This window comes from Pantoea sp. PA1, from assembly GCF_056856975.1.
In genome coordinates this window covers 128669-145783 of the sequence record NZ_JBXGEE010000007.1, presented here as the reverse complement: position 1 = coordinate 145783, position 17115 = coordinate 128669, and the positions used below count along the sequence as shown (strand labels likewise).

Genomic DNA, 17115 nt, shown 5'->3' with positions numbered 1-17115 from the left:
CTGGCCCTGCCACAAATGGCTAAAATCCGAGTTGCAGGTGCTCCCGCCACAACGCGATTTGCCCTGCCCTGAGGCTGCTGAGCGCGCTGACAGGGCAGGATTTCGCTGTCGCGTTCTGCCGCTGACAGCCGCCGCGTACCCTCTCCAGGAGATGAGCAGGCTTAGCGTTGCCGATTACCTGAGCACTGCTGTTAAATCAGCCACCTTATTATCAGATCGCCACAACTGACATTCAGTGCTTATATCCGGCATTGTTGCTGCATATAACGATAAAGAGTTAAGGGAGGAAAGTGAGCATGGATGGCGGGATGTAAATAATATGTTAACGCTAAAAGAGAATAAGAATCAGCCTCTTCGCGTTGTTAGTTCACTCTGCGTCAGGCGCAAGAAAAAATAAAAAAATATATCTCCTGCGATCAATTAAAGCGCCGCTGAAAAAAGCCGATAAGAACGATCCAGCATTAACATTTGTTCAAATTATTCTTTCTCCCCAGGGGTTCTTTATGACTATTACACAGCGTCTGGTAATGATTTTCTCACTGCTTGCAATGTCACTGATTGCACTGGTGATTATCTCGTTATCTGTGATTTCGGGTTTTCAGTCCCGTTTTGAATATGTGCAGGTGAACGCGATACCCAGTATTCGCGATCTGAATAAATCGATCAGCGTAACCAATCAGTTAGGCATTGCTCTTTACCGCTATCACAGCACCAGCGATGAGACAAAGTTCCCCGCTGCAGAAGAGCGCATTAATAATCTGCTGCAGCAGATTAAATCGCTGAACGATTATTACATGGCCAATGACATCTCCAGCGATGAAGACAAGGCGATGACAGAACAGGCCAACAGGAATCTGGATGCAGTGCGCAGTGCGCTGCCGGCTTTCCTTGCCGCATCGCGCGCTCATGATGACGCGGTCACCCTGCCACTGTTGCAGAGTGAAAATGGTGTGGGCGCTGCAACCCGTAAAATGGAAGCGGACTTCACCCGTCAGATTCAGCTGAACATCGACATCGGCGAACAGCTGCGTGCTGAAAACAAACGCGTCTACACTCAGACCCTGTGGGCGATGTCGGGGGGATCATTACTGGTGATTCTGATTCTGGCTGCCTTCTCCGTTAAGGTGATCATGGGCATCAAAAGAAGCCTCTCTGGCATCGTCAATACCATGACCCAGGTCAGCCACACGCTTGATCTGACGCATACTGCGGATGTCAGCCGCAAGGATGAGATCGGCCAGACGGCCATAGCGTTTAATCAGCTGCTGGCGCGCGTCTCTGGCACGCTGCTCTCGGTGAATCATGCTGCGCAATCGGTCAGTACGGGTTCAACGCAGATCGCAGCAGGTAACGAAGATCTCTCTGCCCGCACCGAAGAGCAGGCTGCTTCACTGGAGCAGACCTCAGCGAGCATGGCGACGCTGAGTGAAACGGTGCGGCAGAACTCCGAAGGCGCGCATCAGGCCAGCAGCCTGGCGAATAACGCCAACCATATGTCGATCCAGAACGGAACGGCTGTGAAGCAGATGCTCACCACGATGGATGATATTCGCGCCAGCTCGGCCAAAATCTCGGAAATTACCGGGCTGATTGAAGGCATCGCCTTCCAGACGAATATCCTGGCGCTGAATGCGGCGGTGGAAGCAGCACGTGCCGGCGAACATGGTCGCGGTTTTGCCGTGGTTGCGTCGGAAGTGCGTAACCTGGCACAACGCTCCTCGTCGGCTGCCCGCGAAATCAAAGACCTTATTTCTACGTCCGTTTCGCAGGTTGAGCACGGGTTAGAGCAGGCCAACAGCGTCGGTTCAAACAGCGAAAACGTGCGTCACGCGATCCAGCAGGTCGCCGATCTGGTCAATGAGATTGCTGCGGCCACCTCTGAGCAGAGCAAAGGTATTGAGCAGGTTCATCAGGCGATTGGCCAGATGGACGAAGTGACGCAGCAGAACGCCGCGCTGGTGGAAGAAGCCTCATCTGCCTCGAAATCACTTCAGGAACAGGCCGAAACGCTGTCGGCGCTGGTCTCGACCTTTACCGTTGAAAGCTCAGGCCGTGTTGCACCGCAGCCGCAGCCTCAGACCGCTTCTGCTTTCCGTGCGGCCAAAAAGAGCCGTCAGCCTGAACCGCAGAGCGTTGACCTGAGCAAAGCAAACTGGGAAAGCTTTTAAGCTTTAAGCCGTTCCCGAAAAGCCTCCACATTGTGGGGGCTTTTTTTTGCCTTTATTTCATTTTTATTTCAACGCATCACGCTTCTTTAAATTAAATGAAAACGATTTCATTTATTATATTTTCAGGGGCTGCCCGGTAATAACGGTTTGAATATTAATTGCCCGGGAAGGATAAATTAATTTCTTATCCTTAATGATAATTATTCCTGAAAAAAGATGGCAGCTAGTATCGGCTGATTCCGGGCTAACTTTAATTTCTTTATTTTCCAGATGTTGATGCTGAAGTCTGGCTTAAGGCTTTACAGGTGATATTTATCAGGCAGTTTTCATGACATTGAAATCTATCGTTATTTTTCGGTTTAGCTTAAGTGAAAGTGGCTGTAACTATCGTCTGTTTATTCACTGTAAAATAACCTGGTGCAATCTATACTCTCTCTTGCTGTTATCCAGCCCTTTATTTAACTAAGTAAATTTCATTGCCTCCAGGCGGCTTTGTGCTACGCGCAAACCGCTATGGGCTGCATATGAAGAATTCGTAAAAATAAAATTACATTACCCATTTTGGGTATGACATCACCTGCATGCTTAACACATCAGAGCGGAAAAGAATGAAAAAAGTACTCGACCGGATTAATTTGCCAGCAAAATTCCTTTTACTGGGAGCCTTTGCACTGGTGCTGTTTGTTTTACCCACTTTTCTCTTTATTCAGACGGGCAACCAGCTCATTGACACCAAGAAAGTTGAACTCACCGGTATTCCGGTTGAGAAAAAAGTACTGCAGCTGCTGAGCCTGCTGCAGCGTCATCGGGCAGAAAGCGCCATCGCCATTGGCCAGAACAGAATGGATAACCCACCGCGTCTGGCGTTAGTGACCCAGATTAACAGCGTATCTGAAAGCATTGCTGCCGATCTGCGTCAAAGCAGTGAGCAGGCGCAGCCATTAACGCGTCTGGACCAGGTTAATCAGGAGTGGCGTCAGCTGCAGGAAGATCTGGTTGGCGGACGACTGACGCTGGCGACCAGCCTGGCACGGCACACGCATCTGATCCAGGTTCTGCTGGAAACGAATCAGGATGTACTGGATTACTACCAGCTCTCACTGGATGCTGATTTGAATACCTACCAGCTGATCGTCAGTGTTTATAGCCGACTGCCGCTGCTGACCGAGACCCTGGGTCAGATCCGTGGCGGGGGGGCCTCACTGATCGCCAGCGGTAACATCTCTGATGCCGATCGCAGTCGCCTGGCCTTCCAGATCGATAATGGCAAAACGGCGCTGTCACAGTTCAGCAGTAACATGGATAAGGTGTTCACCATTGAACCGGATCTCAAAGCGATGTTCGGCGAGCTGGCGCAGAATGCCAGACAGCAGGCTCTGAATGCCCTGCAGCAGGCTGAAGGGGCGATTGTGACCGGAAATGTCACGATTACGCCGGTTGAATATGTCCGTATCTTAACCGAAGCGATTAATCGCTATGGCATGCTGGGCAGCCAGAGCAGCAACCAGCTGCAGATACTCCTGCAGTCACAAATCGATGAGCGCCGTCATTCTCAGTATCTGTTGCTTTCCGGCCTTCTGGCGATTGCCCTGCTGGCGATCCTGCTGGCCGTGATGATCACCCGTTCGGTCACCCGGCCGGTCAGAGAGGCCGTGGAAGTCGCCAGTCGCGTCGCCGCCGGTGATCTGACGGCAGAGCTGACCGTGTCCGGCAGCAACGAAATGGCTGAGCTGCTGAATGCCCTGATGCAGATGCAGCAGCGTCTTGCCCAGCTGGTCTCCGATATCAAAGGCAACGCCGCGACCATCGCCAACTCGTCGGAAGAGATTGCCCGCGGCAATGGCGACCTTTCGTCACGCACCGAAGAGCAGGCGGCGTCCCTGGCGGAAACGGCTGCCAGCATGGAGCAACTGGCGTCCATCATGCAGCAGAATGCCGAGAACACCCGCTTTGCCTCTGAACGCGCGGATTCTGCGACGCAGGCGGCCCTCTCCAGTGGCTCGGCCATGGATTCGGTGATGGAAACCATGCATAAAATTCGCGGCAGCTCGGGACAAATTGAAGAGATCACGTCGGTAATCGACAGCATTGCTTTCCAGACCAACATTCTGGCACTGAATGCGGCGGTTGAAGCGGCGCGTGCCGGAGAGCAGGGTAAAGGCTTTGCGGTCGTTGCCTCAGAGGTGCGGGCGCTGGCACAGCGTTCAGCGACAGCAGCCAAAGAGATCAAGAGTCTGATTGAGCAGTCGGTGCTTCACGCGCAGGAAGGGATCACGATGGCCCGGAACGCAGGCGACAGAGTGAAGCAGAGCGTCAGCGCAATTGAACAGACCTCTCAGCTGATGCGCGATATCTCCTCCTCTACGGAAGAGCAGACCAGCGGCATTTCGCAGGTCAATATTGCGGTCAATCAGATGGATCAGGTCACCCAGCAGAACGCCGTGCTGGTTGAAGAGTCCGCTTCTTCTGCGGATGAGCTTGCCGGGCGGGCCGTGCAGTTGCGTACCCTGGTCGCGCTGTTCAAAACGGCCTGATAAGACCGGAACAGCCGTCGCCTGAAGGGGCGGCTGTTCGGTTACTGTGTCACACCTGATGATCCTGCAGACAGGCGAGATACTTCTCTCCCGAACGCATCACCTTCTCTTTCGCCTGCTGAAGGATATCCTGACCTTCAAAGGCGCCATAAAGCTGTCCGAATGTCACACCCGAGAGCCGCTGCAGAATGTCGCCAACCGTCGCCGCAGAGAGCGGCAGCATGTTCGGATAGCTCCACATGAACGACACGCCATGCGCACCCGGCGTCACCTGCAGAATATCACCCGCCAGAATGATCCCGTCGCCTTCGTCCCGGTGCAGCACGCAGCCACCCGGGAAATGCCCCCCCAGCCGTAACAGCGTCACACCCGGCATCAGCGTCAGCGAGTCGCCCTGCCAGAGCCGGATATGCGGGCTCTCCCGGACGATCCACTGCCGATCACGGGCATGCAGATGAATGGGCGCGTTAAACGCCTCCGCCCACTCCTGCATCGTGGTGTAGTAGTGCGGATGTGAAATCGCGATGGCATCAATGCCACCCAGCGCCGCGATCAGCGTAAAGGTGGCATCATCAAGGTTGGCAAGGCAGTCCCACAGCACGTTGCCCTGCGGCGTCCGCAGCAGAAAAGCGCGCTGGCCGATGGCAAAAGCCGGCACGGTTTTAAAACTTAACAGCGCCTCACTGTGTGCCGTCCATTTATTGGCGTGGCTGGCGCGCAGCTGGTCGAACGGGATCCAGCCCTGACCTGAAGCCGGGACATACTGACGCTCATCCTCACAGATTTTACAGTGCTGATGCGTAGCCGAAGCAGGATAGGCGGTGCCGCAGGCGGTACATAACAGGGTCATGATGTTCTCCTTTGTCTCGATCGGGATGATGCGCACCCGGCGGCGCCTTTATCGCCTCAGGGCTGACGGCGCAGGGTAATCCGGGTCAGCTCCGAGGGGCGGCCCAGCCTGATCGCCATGCCAGGCCAGAGCGCCGTGCCGTTGTTGACATAAAGCTGCATTCTGCCGACCTGATAAAGCCCGGAAACAAAACCGGCGTTAGGTTTTGCAAACAGGCGATCCAGCCCGATGATCAGACCTCCGTGCGTATGGCCGGAGAGCTGCACATCGACACCCTGTGCGGCGTTCTCGCGGGCATGACGTGGCTGGTGGTCCAGCAGAATAATGGGGGCGTTTTCGGGAACCTGCTCCAGCGCACGGGCCAGATCGGGGCCGGTCGCCTGTCGGCGCGGCGCGGAGGCGTCGGGCAGACCCGCAATGACCAGGCTGGCTTCACCGCGCTGAATCACCGTATGGCTGTTAAGCAGCGGCTGCAGCCCCAGCGAAGCCAGATGCGCCGTCCAGATCGCCTGATGAAAGAAATATTCGTGATTGCCGGTGATGGCCCAGACGCCGTCGGGCGCAGCCAGACCGCGCAGTGGCGCAACATCATGCCGCCGGTGTTCCAGGCTGCCATCGATCACATCCCCCGTCACCACAATAAGGTCGGGCCGGAGGGACATCGCCCGCTCCACCATGGCGCGGGTCCAGACAGCATTAAACAGTCGCGTGATATGCAGGTCGGTCAGTTGCAGAAGCTGATAGCCATCAAACTCAGCAGGCAGATTCGGCAGGAACAGCGTCACCTCTTTGACGGGAGGCACCCGTATTGCCTGCTGAACCCCGAAAGCCGCCACCCCCATCGCCAGCAGGACGGTCAGATAGCGCGCATCGGGCGACAGCGGCAGCGGATGTCGCAGCAGCAGGGCAAGCAGCATGACAGCATCCAGCACGATCTGAAACACGGCCAGCAGCAGCACGGTGCCGTAAGCCCAGTTAAACAGAATGATGATAGTGCGGGGCATCTCGGCCGAGAAGATCCCGCCGGATGTGAAGCGACTCACCAGCAGATATTGAGAGGCCAGCAGCGCCAGTGCAGAGAGCAGGATTTTTACGGACAGGGGCAGGGACAAAGGAATAATGACGCGGGCAATGACATACCAGCTGGGTAAGCTGAAAATCAGGTGAAACATGGCAATCTTCCGGTGAGGCGCTGACGGTCAGCGCAGGCAGTTAAGAGAGGATAGCGAATGAAACCGTTTTAGCACGGTAAGGTATAGGATGAGTTTGCCAGGTCTGCTTCACGGCAGGTGCTCTGGCCGTGTTCAATCCGGCGCTGCGGGGCGCCTGGCCGGGACGAAAAAACCCGCGTGACCGGCACGCCGGCCACGCGGGTAACATCAGGTCTCACCCTTTGCGACACGCAGGATCAGCGCAGAACACCCGACGTTGTCTGTGTCTCCTCCGTCACGCGCGTCATGGCGATCGGAATGCTTTTGTAAGCCGGAATGCCGCTCTGCGTGTCGTGGCTGTCGAGCGGCACCATCACATTGGCTTCCGGATAGTAGGCCCCGACCGATCCGGGTGCCATATCGATAATCACAATCGTCAGGTTTTTCATCTGGCGGGAGGTAGGATTGCCTTCAGGGTCCAGCGCCATCAGATCGACACGGTCGCCCACCCGCAACTGGCGTTTCTCCGCCTCTTCGGCGTTAATAAACAGCACATCACGACGGCCCGTGACGCCACGATAACGGTCGTTCAGCCCATAAAGGGTCGTGTTGTACTGGTCGTGACTGCGCAGGGTGGTCAGCACCAGGTCATGGCATTTCAGCGATCGGGGATCTTCATTGATGCCCTGCATCACTTTGAACTGCGCCTTACCGGAAGGCGTATGCCAGACGCGTTCTGATGCGGCGTTATAGAGCCGGAATCCACCCGGGTGCTTAATCCGCTCGTTGAAGTTTTCGAACGCCGGAAAGACCGCTTCGATGGCGTCACGGATGCGGCTGTAATCGGCTGCCATCGCGGACCAGTCCACCACGCTGTCTGGCAGGGTCGCTTTAGCCAGTGCGGCCACCAGTGCCGGTTCCGATTTAAGATGCGGCGATGCCGGATCGAGCGAGCCACGCGAGGCATGCACCATGGACATCGAATCTTCCACCGTCACACTCTGTGCGCCCGTTGCCTGCACATCCGTCTCCGTGCGGCCCAGCACCGGCAGCAGATAGTTATGCCTGCCGAGCAGCAGGTGTGAGCGGTTCAGCTTGGTCGCCATATGCACAACCAGATCGAGATTGCGCATCGCCGGGAAGGTGACCTGGGGATCGGAGATCGCTTCTGCCAGGTTACCACCCAGACAGAGCAGCGCTTTGGCTTTGCCATCGCGCATCGCCTTAATCGCCTCAACGGCACCATGACCATGCTTCTGCGGCGGCCGGAAGCCAAACACTTTCTCAATACTGTCCAGCAGCGATTGCGGTGGGATCTCCGTGATGCCCACCGTGCGGTCGCCCTGAACGTTGGAGTGACCGCGTAACGGACAGATACCTGCACCGGGTTTACCGATGTTGCCGCGCATCAGCAGCAGGTTGGCAATCTGCTGCACATTCTGGGTGCCGTACTGGTGCTGGGTGATCCCCATGCCGTAGCAGATAATCGTGCGTTCAGCGCTGGCATAGAGCCGGGCAACGTGCTGGATCTCTTCACGCGTCATCCCTGAGACCTTCAGGATATGATCCCAGTCGGTGCTCTCCAGGTCGGCTTTCAGCGCGTCGAAGCCTTCGGTGTGCTGAGTGATAAACGCCTCATCAATGACGCCCGGTTTGCCTTGACTCAGCGCTTCTTCATGCAGGGTCAGCAGGATTTTCATCACCCCTTTCAGCATCGCTGCATCGCCGCCCACCCGTACTTTGTAATAGGTTGAGGCCAGTTCAGTCGAGCTGAGCGACAGCATCTCTATCGGGCTTTGCGGTGAGGTAAAGCGCTCCAGACCGCGCTCCCGCAGGGGGTTGATCGCCACAATCGTGCCACCGCGCTTAGCGACTTCGCGCAGCGTCCCCAGCATGCGTGGGTGATTCGTACCGGGATTGTGACCAATGCATAACACCAGGTCGCAGTGGTCGAAATCCTCCAGCTCCACCGTGCCTTTGCCGACGCCGATGGACTCCGGCAGTCCGACGCTGGTGGGTTCATGACACATGTTTGAGCAGTCGGGGAAATTATTGGTGCCATATTCGCGGGCGAAGAGCTGCCACAGAAACGCGGCTTCATTTGAGGCCCGGCCGGAGGTGTAAAACTCCACGCTGTCCGGGTCTTCGTAACTGCGCAGGTGTTCACCAATCTCACGAAACGCGGTTTCCCATTCGATGGGCTGATAGGTGTCAGATGCGGCATCGTACTTCATCGGATGCGTCAGGCGGCCTTCGCCCTCCAGGTGCAGTGCGCTGCGCTCCCATAGTTCTGTCACCGTATGGGCGGCAAAGAATGCGGGTGTGGTGCGTTTGCTGGTCGCTTCCCATGACACCGCTTTTGCCCCGTTTTCGCAGAATTCAAAGGACGAGGCATGTTGCGGATCCGGCCAGGCACATCCCGGGCAGTCAAAGCCCTGCGGCTGGTTAACTTTGAACAGGGCGATAACATCCTGTTTTACCGACATCTGGCCGCGGATAGCATCGGCAACCGCCTTTAATGCACCCCAGCCACCGGCCGCGCCACCATAAGGGGCAATGCCATTTGTGCGATTTTGCTCTTTCATAATGCTCCACATTGTCTCTATTGTTATCGGCTAAGTCTGGTACAGAAAATCGTTAACCGCGTGGATTCTGGCTAATATGTCGCGAAATTCTTTCTCAAAATGTTTCTGTGCCCGGCGCACCATCCTTTTCAGCGCGAAAATAAGCAGAGCGCCGCGCTGTTTTTGTCGGGAAATAAGCGAGGCGGACTGTCCTGATTTAACAGGAATATCGTGCGTAATTTAAGTTTGATAAGCATTGGTATCGCTCTTAACTTTTTAACTGCCTGTTTTTATATATTTTAATAAAAGTGAATGGCGCGGAAAGTACCTGGAAATTAATTAGTTTCTGATGGGGAAAGTTGTGTCAATGAATTTTCTGACCTGTATTAAAGCGGTAATAATATTCACAGCCGCAGAAGGGCAATATCAACAGAAGGTACAGCGTGCCTGTTCAGCGTAAATATGACGGCAGCGTATTCTTGTGTTTCGCGCCTGCCGTAATGACAGAGGTGGTTGCTCAGGCTATATCTTCACGATCCCCGCGCGTCGTGGGATGCGAAATAACCAGAAATTCGACCGCGCCATCACTGTTATTCTGTGCCTGATGTGCAGATTGCGGGGGGATTTCGATACCCTGTTGCGCGCTGATATCCTGCACGGTGCCGTCAAGCTCCATCGTCAGCACTCCGCTAAGGACAAAGAAAAACTGTCTGGACGCCGCATGATAGTGCCGTTTCTCACGTGTGCCGGGCGGCATTTTTTCGTGAATGATTAACATATCCTGGCGGTTGACCAGGTACCAGCCGTCGCATCCGTCACCCCACTGATAATGTTCCGCATTCTCTTTTGAAATCATTGTTCTGCTCCGGCGTCGTCGCTCATCTTCTCTGGCTGACTATAGCTGGCCAGGAAATTGATTTTCAAACATTTATTTCAGCCATCGTTTTCTTCCTGCGCAGCCTGATATTCTCACTGACGAGCGCCCGTTGGCAATCTGGCGCATGATCGCTGGCGATGAGTGGCAGCATGCCACGGAGGATAAGAGATGCAGTGGTGTAATCAGGCGCAGTCTGACATCCGTCTTGAGTGGGGGCCCGCGGCCGTCGGTTACGTTGCTCAGGATGTGGACTGTATTGTGATCGTTGACGTCATGTCATTTTCCACTTGTGTCAGTCTGGCGGTCGACAAGGGCGCACAGGTTTATCCGTACCCCTGGAAAGACGCCTCTGCGTTGACGTATGCAGACAGCATCGGAGCAAGGGCAGCCAGCCCTGACAGGCTGAGTGGTACAGGCGGTTTCAGTCTCTCTCCGGCGTCGATGCGAAAACTGGCCGCGGGCGAAAAACTGGTGCTTCCCTCTCCCAATGGTTCAGCGATTTCGTTCCTGGCGCGGGAGAGTGGCGTGACGGTATTCAGCGGCTGTTTCCGGAATCTCTCACTCACTGCCAGAGCCTGTCGTGACTTCCGGCGCATCCTGGTCATCCCCTGCGGCGAGCGTTGGCCTGACGGCACGCTTCGCCCTGCGATCGAAGACTATCTGGCCGCAGGCGGCATTATTGCCGCTATCGGACGTGACCACTGTTCCCCGGAAGCGCAGGGGGCGGTCGCCGCCTGGCAGCAGATGAATCCGTTATTCCTTCGCGAGTGCTCTTCAGCCAGGGAACTTCAGCAGCGCGGATTTGGTGAGGATGTCGATCTCTGTCTGGACGTTGACAGCGGGCAACAGGCGTGTCAGTTGCAGGGTGATTTTTATACCGCCCGCCAGTGAAGGACCTGAGCCTGTCAGTGCGCGTTCAGCGGGCCGACAGGCGGGATGGGCAGAGGTTACTTCTTTTTATTCATCATCGATTTCAGGTCAGCAAAAGGATTGTAGGTGGCTTCACCGACATCCTTTTGTGCATCCTCGCCTGCTACGACGCGGGTGCCGTACTGGTCCGCCTCGGTATACTTTGAGTGCTCATGGTCATGACAATAGAGACACAACAGTTCCCAGTTACTGCCATCTTCCGGGTTGTTGGTGTGGTCATGGTCAATATGGTGAACCGTCAGTTCACGCAGGTTTGAATAAACAAACTCGCGCGAGCAGCGACCACACACCCAGGGATAGAGTTTGAGTGCTTTTTCACGGTAGCCGCTTTCAAGCCGCGCATAGTTTTTAGGGATTAAAGCCATTGCCGAAAGTACCTGTTATGCAGAGAGGTTCACGAGAGTGCTGCCAATATATCCCACAATCGGACAGAAGAAGAGATCATCCTCTGCTGTTGTGAAGGAGTGGGTGAAAACAGCCATTTATTTCAATCGCATAGCCGGAATAAATGGCTGTTTTGCGCTTTGCTTACGGCGTTCCACTAAATGTAATGCAGAACACCATAAACGGCCCAGAAAATGGCGTTAGCACCAAGATAAGTCCAGCATCCCCAGTAGGCTATGGGTTCGCGGCGTGTGCGGAGTTTAGGCAGAAAGGCCAGTAAATAGAGTGCAGAGGCAATAAGCGAAACGAAATAGAAGAATTTCATCGTTCTCTCCTGATTAATATCCTTTATTTCAGGATAGTCAGGACTGACTATTTTGCGCGGTGCTTCATCACAGGAGTGCTCACCCCTCCATCTGCCAGCCTGTATCAGTGAAGTTCAGAAGGAAATAGAGCGAAACGTCGGAGTGAGAGCTCTGGACATCGTCGGCAGAGATGCCACTCCATGGCGTACAAACTCCTAAAGCGCTTTATTCAGAACTACTTAGAAGGACGGCGACTAATCTTGCCTCCTTTCCGACCCGCTTCCCTGGCTTTTTCATGATCATTCTTGAAATTGCCCCCACTGACCTTGCCTCCTGCACTGCCAGCTTCACTCGCGCGTTCTGGATCGTTGGCAAAATTACCGGCACCACCTCTGTATTTCTGTTGTGTCATAGAAAGACCTCCTATCAGTGTTCCGTGAGATAAAAAGGACTAGCTAGTCACAGCAGGAAGGATAGTCGTCCGCTTCGTTTAAGCAAAGGCTGACCATGAATTCCTTGATAAGCGGAGGGGTAATGAATGAATTTTTAGCGCCGGCAGGGTCATGGCAGTTGAACTACGCTTAAAAGCCTGACGAAAAAGGAGAACGCAATGCGTAATGACACCTTAATCGACACGCTGGAGCTGGGTTCCGGTGGACAGAAACAGAAATATGAAATTTATGGTGATGATGACCAGATGCCCACTTATGCCGTGATCTACCGGCAGCAGGGTGATAGCTGGCAGGCCCTGGAGGAGAAGCTTACTTTCGCTGCGCAGGATGAACAGCAGGAGGCAACAGGAGCAATGGGCTACGGCTCCGGTGATACATTGCCAGATTTGCGCGATCTGCCCGCTGAAGCGCGGGCGCGGTGCGAAGAACACTGGCAGGAGCAGAACGAAAGGTAGAAGGAAAGTGTGCCGCTCAGTTCATGAAACCGTGCGGCCACGTAATTTATCCGGATGCGGCGGAAGAGAGGCCCGCGCAGCTTTATATCTTCCTGGCCTGCCGCTGCCCGGGGTTACATTATGCTAATAAAATGTAACAAATTCATTGATTAAACCACCTGCAGCAATCGTTAAAGGTTTTCCCACTACGGGCGATAACCCATAGGCGTTGAGCCCGCCGATCATTGACGAAACCGGTACTCAGCGCCGAGTTCTGAACGCGAACGGACCTGCATTTAGCCCTCCTTTTACACACCAGTAAACGCAAAATTTATGCGTAAGTTAATCTTATAAAAGCGAAAATAATAATATGTCGATCATCAAGACGATCAAAAGTCGCCTGCCTGCTGCGCGTCTCCGGCGTAGCAGCCAGCCTGCAAATGGCACTTACGATTGCCGTGCAATGCCTGCTTCACTCTCTTCCATCGGCCTGAGCGCACGCGCGGGCGGGATCCTGATGACCTTTGTTCCGCCTGAGGCGGATTTCCGGCGCGTCAGTCAGGCCTGGCAACGCTTTACGTCTGCCGATCTGACGGTGCTGACACTCTCCTCGAATGGCGCGCTGAGCAGCAGCCGTCCACAGAGCACTTACTGTGAGGGGAATGGTCCGGAAGGGAGCTATCTCTGGCTGCCGGACACGCTGATCGCCCGTCATGAGACGCACATTGTCGATCTTCACGTCGCCGATACGCAGACCGCCAGCCAGCGCATCAGCGCCATCCAGCAGGAGCTGGCGCGGTTGCCGGTGCGGATGCCGCTCTCTGCCGACCGTACTTTCGCCATGATTTACTGTGACGGGCTTTCCGCATCAGAAGGTTTTCTGATGCAGGCCTGGTACAACAGCGGCCGCTTCCCCTGCCTGGCCATTGGCGGTTCAGCGGGCGGCCGGATCTCCTTTGATGGCACCTGGATCGGTGTCGGTGGCAAGGTGCTGCAGGGCAAAGCGGTGATCGTTTTCTGCCAGATGGCGCCAGGAAAATCCTTTGCGCCGTTTAAAAGCCAGAACTTTACGCCACGCGATCAGAGCTGGCTGATTGCTGAAGCTGACCCGGTCGCGCGTACCGTCACCTCGGTATTTAACCGTCACGGTCAGCAGCAGCCCTTTGTTCCGGCGCTGTGCGAACACCTCAACTGCAGTGAAGCGCAACTGGCCGAGCGGCTGAAAGGGCTGACCTTTGGCGTTAAAGTCGGGGATGAGTTTTTTATCCGCTCCATTGCCAAAATCGAATCCAGCGGCGTGCAGTTTTTCTGCGACCTGGAGTTTGGCGACCGGCTGTTCCTGATGCAGGAAAAAGATTTCCAGCAGACGACGCAGCAGGAGTGGCAGGCGTTTACCGCTCAGCACGGTAAACCGGCGGCGATTCTGATGAATGACTGTATCCTGCGCCGCGTCGGCAATGCCGATAAGCTGCACAACGCCCATTTCTTTAAAGGGATTGCCGCCGCCGGTTTTTCCAGCTTCGGCGAAATTCTGGGCGTGCCGATCAACCAGACGCTTTCGGCGCTGGTGTTCTTCAATCACGATGTGAAAGCCATGAGCCAGTTCCCGGTGGAGTATGCCGGTTATGCCGCGCATTACGCGCAACGCGGTCTGCGTCGCTGGGAAGCGCTGAACAGCATCCAGACGCGGGTGCTCGATCGGGTCATCACCTATCAGCAGGCACTGACTCCGCTGATGGAAGCGCTGCCGGTTCTGGAACTGGCGACCCAGAGCCAGGGCGAAACCCTGAGCCTGGCGGAGAGCAGCATCCGTAACATCAGTAACATCGCGACGGAAAGTCAGCAGGCACAGGGCCGGCTGGATGAGGGGCTGGACGATCTGGAGAAAATCTCTAACGGCATCAACGACATTACGCACGGCATCAGCAACATTGCTTTCCAGACCAATATTCTGGCCCTGAATGCGGCAGTCGAAGCGGCGCGCGCAGGCGAGGCGGGACGCGGCTTTGCCGTGGTGGCGGGCGAGGTTCGCCGGCTGGCACACTCGTCGAAAGAGCAGGCTGAAGCGACCGCGAGTAACATCAGTGAGGCCGTAAGCACCATCTCACGTATCCGGCTGGTGGCCAGTGATTCAGCGCAGACCGCCGCGCAGATGGCAGAGCGCAGCATCAGCGCAGCCGACACGCTGGCTGTCATGAATCAGCAGACGCGACATGAGCGCGCCGATATTGCGAAGCACCTCGGCAGCCTGCGTGAACTCACGCAGGGCATGGACGCGATGCAGGAGGCAGTAGCCCAGCTCAAGGTGCTGCAGACGCTCTCCGGCGCACAGGTTAAAGGCTGATTTATCTCGATAAAATGTAAGAAATTGCGATATAAGCGCATCGGCCAGGCAAGCCGCGCCCGCAGTTGTTACACTTGTCGGTGATTAACCACGCAGAGGTATAAATGAAAATCAAAAGTTATGCAGCCATGCAGGCTGGCCAGGCCCTGGAACTCTATGAGTACGATGCCGCCGAGCTGGCAGCCGAAGAAGTTGAAGTCGAGGTCGAGTATTGTGGCGTCTGCCACTCAGACCTGTCGATGATCGACAACGAATGGGGCATCTCTCAGTTTCCGGTGATCGCCGGACACGAAGTCATCGGCCGGGTCTCTGCCCTGGGTGATGCAGCTAAAAACAAAGGACTCTCTGTTGGCCAGCGAGTGGGCATTGGCTGGACGGCAAAAAGCTGTCAGCACTGTGATGCCTGTATCAACGGCGAACAGGTTAACTGCCAGCAGGGCAGTATCCCGACCATCATGAACAAAGGTGGTTTTGCCGAGAAGCTGCGCGCTGACTGGCAGTGGGTGATCCCGCTGCCGGAGAAGCTGGATGCAGCGACCGCGGGTCCCCTGCTGTGTGGCGGGATTACCGTCTTTAAACCGCTGCTGATGAGCAACATTACTGCCACCAGCCGCGTCGGCGTGATTGGTATCGGCGGTCTGGGCCACATTGCGATTAAGATCCTGCACGCGATGGGTGCCGAAGTTGTGGCCTTCAGTTCAACGCCGGATAAGAAGCAGTCAATCCTGGATATGGGTGCTGACGAAGTGGTTAACAGCCGCGACGCTGAAGCCCTGAAGAAACAGGCGGGTCGTTTTGACCTGATCCTGAGCACCGTCGCTGTCGACCTCGACTGGAAGCCCTATTTCGCTGCGCTGGCTCCTCAGGGCAAATTCCACACCGTGGGTGCCGTGCTGAAGCCGATTGAAGTGAGTGCTTTCGAACTGATCATGGGCGATAAGGCGGTGACGGGGTCGTCCACCGGTTCGCCAGGGCAGCTGCGTTCTCTGCTGCGCCTCGCTTCCCGGGCTGACATTGCCCCTCAGGTTGAGTATTTCCCGATGTCTGACATCAATAAGGCGCTGGACCACGTTCGTGCCGGTAAAGCCAATTACCGTGTGGTACTGAAAGCCGATTTCTGATGGAAGCCTGAATAGTCATGCCGCAGCAGCCTGCTGCGGCATTTTTTTTATCTTCACCCTTCTTTCAGTGCAGCAGTGATGACGTCATCTGCTATCCGTAAAAACTCGCAGTCTGGCCCGATTCCATCGAATCCTGTCTTCTGAGCCTGTCACGCGCTGACAGGGTCCTGCCGTAAAGTTTCCTGGTTACCGCGTGAGACGATTAACGGAGCCATAAATGAAGCTGACACAGATTCGAAATGCCACACTACTACTGGATTATGCAGGCAAAAAGTTCCTGATCGATCCGATGCTGGCTGAAAAAGAGGCCAGGCCCGGTTTTGCCGGTTATGCGCGTCCCCATCTAAGAAACCCGATGGTCGATCTCCCGTTCACGCTTTCTGAGCTGCTGGCAGTCGATGCAGTGATTGTCACACACACGCACAGCGATCACTGGGATGAAGAAGCACAGCAGCTGATTCCAAAAAGCATGACTCTCTATAGCCAGAACAGCAGTGATGCAGCGCTGATACGCTCACAAGGGTTTGATAACGTCAGGGTGTTGCAGGACGCGAATCCCTTTACCGAGGGGCTGACGATCTATAAAACTGAGGGTCAGCACGGCAGTAATGCGCTCTATGCCGACAACGTTATGGGCGATATTTTGGGCGATGCCTGTGGCCTGGTATTTACTCATCCGTCAGAGAAAACGCTCTATATTGCAGGTGATACGGTCTGGGTAAAACCCTATGTCAGAACGCTGCAACGATTTGCACCTCAGGTCGTGGTGATGAATACCGGCAACGCGATGAACGATCGTTACGGACCGATCATTATGGGAAAAGAAGACACGCTACGCACCCTGCGTTTTTTGCCGGACGCTACTCTGGTCGCCTCGCACATGGAAGCCATTAACCACTGTTTACTGACTCGCGCTGAACTGCGTGCTTACACTTCGGAACAGGGTATTGCTGATCGGGTATTGATCCCTGAAGATGGTGAATCAATGACCTTCTGAATAT

The 17115-nt window shown here is 55.2% G+C and carries 13 protein-coding genes; 7 read left to right on the top strand and 6 right to left on the bottom strand.

Annotated features, from left to right (window positions below):
* Positions 1 to 503 precede the first annotated feature (503 nt).
* The gene (locus tag AC1V0D_RS20340; protein WP_336794770.1) at positions 504 to 2168 is read left to right on the top strand and encodes a methyl-accepting chemotaxis protein; all 1665 of its coding nucleotides are present in this window, start codon (positions 504 to 506) and stop codon (positions 2166 to 2168) included.
* 608 nt (positions 2169 to 2776) lie between these two features.
* Positions 2777 to 4702, top strand: a complete 1926-nt coding sequence (locus tag AC1V0D_RS20335; RefSeq protein ID WP_336794771.1) for a methyl-accepting chemotaxis protein — start codon at positions 2777 to 2779, stop codon at positions 4700 to 4702.
* A gap of 49 nt (positions 4703 to 4751) precedes the next feature.
* Here AC1V0D_RS20335 and AC1V0D_RS20330 read toward each other — a convergent pair whose 3' ends face one another.
* The 4 genes from AC1V0D_RS20330 to AC1V0D_RS20315 all read right to left on the bottom strand — a co-directional run bounded on the left by AC1V0D_RS20330 (position 4752) and on the right by AC1V0D_RS20315 (position 10123).
* Entirely contained in the window at positions 4752 to 5552 is an 801-nt protein-coding gene (locus tag AC1V0D_RS20330) for an MBL fold metallo-hydrolase (RefSeq protein WP_482907968.1), read from the bottom strand.
* Positions 5553 to 5608: 56 nt separating this feature from the next.
* Positions 5609 to 6724 carry a metallophosphoesterase gene (locus AC1V0D_RS20325; protein WP_482907967.1) on the bottom strand — a complete coding sequence of 372 codons (1116 nt, stop codon included), beginning with the start codon at positions 6722 to 6724 and terminating at the stop codon, positions 5609 to 5611.
* A 236-nt stretch (positions 6725 to 6960) separates the two neighbouring features.
* Positions 6961 to 9288, bottom strand: a complete 2328-nt coding sequence (locus AC1V0D_RS20320) for an FdhF/YdeP family oxidoreductase (protein WP_058958491.1) — start codon at positions 9286 to 9288, stop codon at positions 6961 to 6963.
* 496 nt (positions 9289 to 9784) lie between these two features.
* Positions 9785 to 10123: a cupin domain-containing protein gene (locus tag AC1V0D_RS20315; RefSeq protein ID WP_265139313.1), complete on the bottom strand. Its 339-nt coding sequence runs from the start codon at positions 10121 to 10123 to the stop codon at positions 9785 to 9787.
* 189 nt (positions 10124 to 10312) lie between these two features.
* Between AC1V0D_RS20315 and AC1V0D_RS20310 the strand changes: the two genes are divergently transcribed.
* Positions 10313 to 11035, top strand: a complete 723-nt coding sequence (locus tag AC1V0D_RS20310; protein WP_265139314.1) for a 2-phosphosulfolactate phosphatase — start codon at positions 10313 to 10315, stop codon at positions 11033 to 11035.
* 56 nt (positions 11036 to 11091) lie between these two features.
* On the opposite strand, the gene yajD is transcribed toward AC1V0D_RS20310, so the two are convergent.
* Positions 11092 to 11439, bottom strand: a complete 348-nt coding sequence (yajD, locus tag AC1V0D_RS20305; protein WP_009093119.1) for an HNH nuclease YajD — start codon at positions 11437 to 11439, stop codon at positions 11092 to 11094.
* Positions 11440 to 11998: 559 nt separating this feature from the next.
* Positions 11999 to 12175, bottom strand: coding sequence for a con-10 family general stress protein (locus AC1V0D_RS20300; RefSeq protein WP_009093122.1), 177 nt, complete (start codon positions 12173 to 12175; stop codon positions 11999 to 12001).
* A gap of 198 nt (positions 12176 to 12373) precedes the next feature.
* Between AC1V0D_RS20300 and AC1V0D_RS20295 the strand changes: the two genes are divergently transcribed.
* The 4 genes from AC1V0D_RS20295 (at position 12374) to AC1V0D_RS20280 (ending at position 17111) form a co-directional block, all read left to right on the top strand.
* Complete coding sequence (locus AC1V0D_RS20295) at positions 12374 to 12670, top strand: hypothetical protein (protein ID WP_140923814.1); 297 nt, start codon at positions 12374 to 12376, stop codon at positions 12668 to 12670.
* Positions 12671 to 13019: 349 nt separating this feature from the next.
* The gene (locus tag AC1V0D_RS20290; protein ID WP_482907966.1) at positions 13020 to 14993 is read left to right on the top strand and encodes a methyl-accepting chemotaxis protein; all 1974 of its coding nucleotides are present in this window, start codon (positions 13020 to 13022) and stop codon (positions 14991 to 14993) included.
* Positions 14994 to 15097: 104 nt separating this feature from the next.
* Positions 15098 to 16114, top strand: a complete 1017-nt coding sequence (gene ahr, locus AC1V0D_RS20285) for an NADPH-dependent aldehyde reductase Ahr (protein ID WP_150030316.1) — start codon at positions 15098 to 15100, stop codon at positions 16112 to 16114.
* Between the two features lie 217 nt (positions 16115 to 16331).
* Entirely contained in the window at positions 16332 to 17111 is a 780-nt protein-coding gene (locus AC1V0D_RS20280; RefSeq protein WP_267372824.1) for an MBL fold metallo-hydrolase, read from the top strand.
* Positions 17112 to 17115 lie beyond the last annotated feature (4 nt).

Excerpts from the sequence above, each read along its gene's own strand:
- AC1V0D_RS20340 (WP_336794770.1), top strand. The coding sequence starts at position 504 with ATGACTATTACACAGCGTCTGGTAATGATTTTCTCACTGCTTGCAATG.
- AC1V0D_RS20335 (WP_336794771.1), top strand. The coding sequence starts at position 2,777 with ATGAAAAAAGTACTCGACCGGATTAATTTGCCAGCAAAATTCCTTTTA.
- AC1V0D_RS20330 (WP_482907968.1), bottom strand. The coding sequence starts at position 5,552 with ATGACCCTGTTATGTACCGCCTGCGGCACCGCCTATCCTGCTTCGGCT.
- AC1V0D_RS20325 (WP_482907967.1), bottom strand. The coding sequence starts at position 6,724 with ATGTTTCACCTGATTTTCAGCTTACCCAGCTGGTATGTCATTGCCCGC.
- AC1V0D_RS20320 (WP_058958491.1), bottom strand. The coding sequence starts at position 9,288 with ATGAAAGAGCAAAATCGCACAAATGGCATTGCCCCTTATGGTGGCGCG.
- AC1V0D_RS20315 (WP_265139313.1), bottom strand. The coding sequence starts at position 10,123 with ATGATTTCAAAAGAGAATGCGGAACATTATCAGTGGGGTGACGGATGC.
- AC1V0D_RS20310 (WP_265139314.1), top strand. The coding sequence starts at position 10,313 with ATGCAGTGGTGTAATCAGGCGCAGTCTGACATCCGTCTTGAGTGGGGG.
- yajD (WP_009093119.1), bottom strand. The coding sequence starts at position 11,439 with ATGGCTTTAATCCCTAAAAACTATGCGCGGCTTGAAAGCGGCTACCGT.
- AC1V0D_RS20300 (WP_009093122.1), bottom strand. The coding sequence starts at position 12,175 with ATGACACAACAGAAATACAGAGGTGGTGCCGGTAATTTTGCCAACGAT.
- AC1V0D_RS20295 (WP_140923814.1), top strand. The coding sequence starts at position 12,374 with ATGCGTAATGACACCTTAATCGACACGCTGGAGCTGGGTTCCGGTGGA.
- AC1V0D_RS20290 (WP_482907966.1), top strand. The coding sequence starts at position 13,020 with ATGTCGATCATCAAGACGATCAAAAGTCGCCTGCCTGCTGCGCGTCTC.
- ahr (WP_150030316.1), top strand. The coding sequence starts at position 15,098 with ATGAAAATCAAAAGTTATGCAGCCATGCAGGCTGGCCAGGCCCTGGAA.
- AC1V0D_RS20280 (WP_267372824.1), top strand. The coding sequence starts at position 16,332 with ATGAAGCTGACACAGATTCGAAATGCCACACTACTACTGGATTATGCA.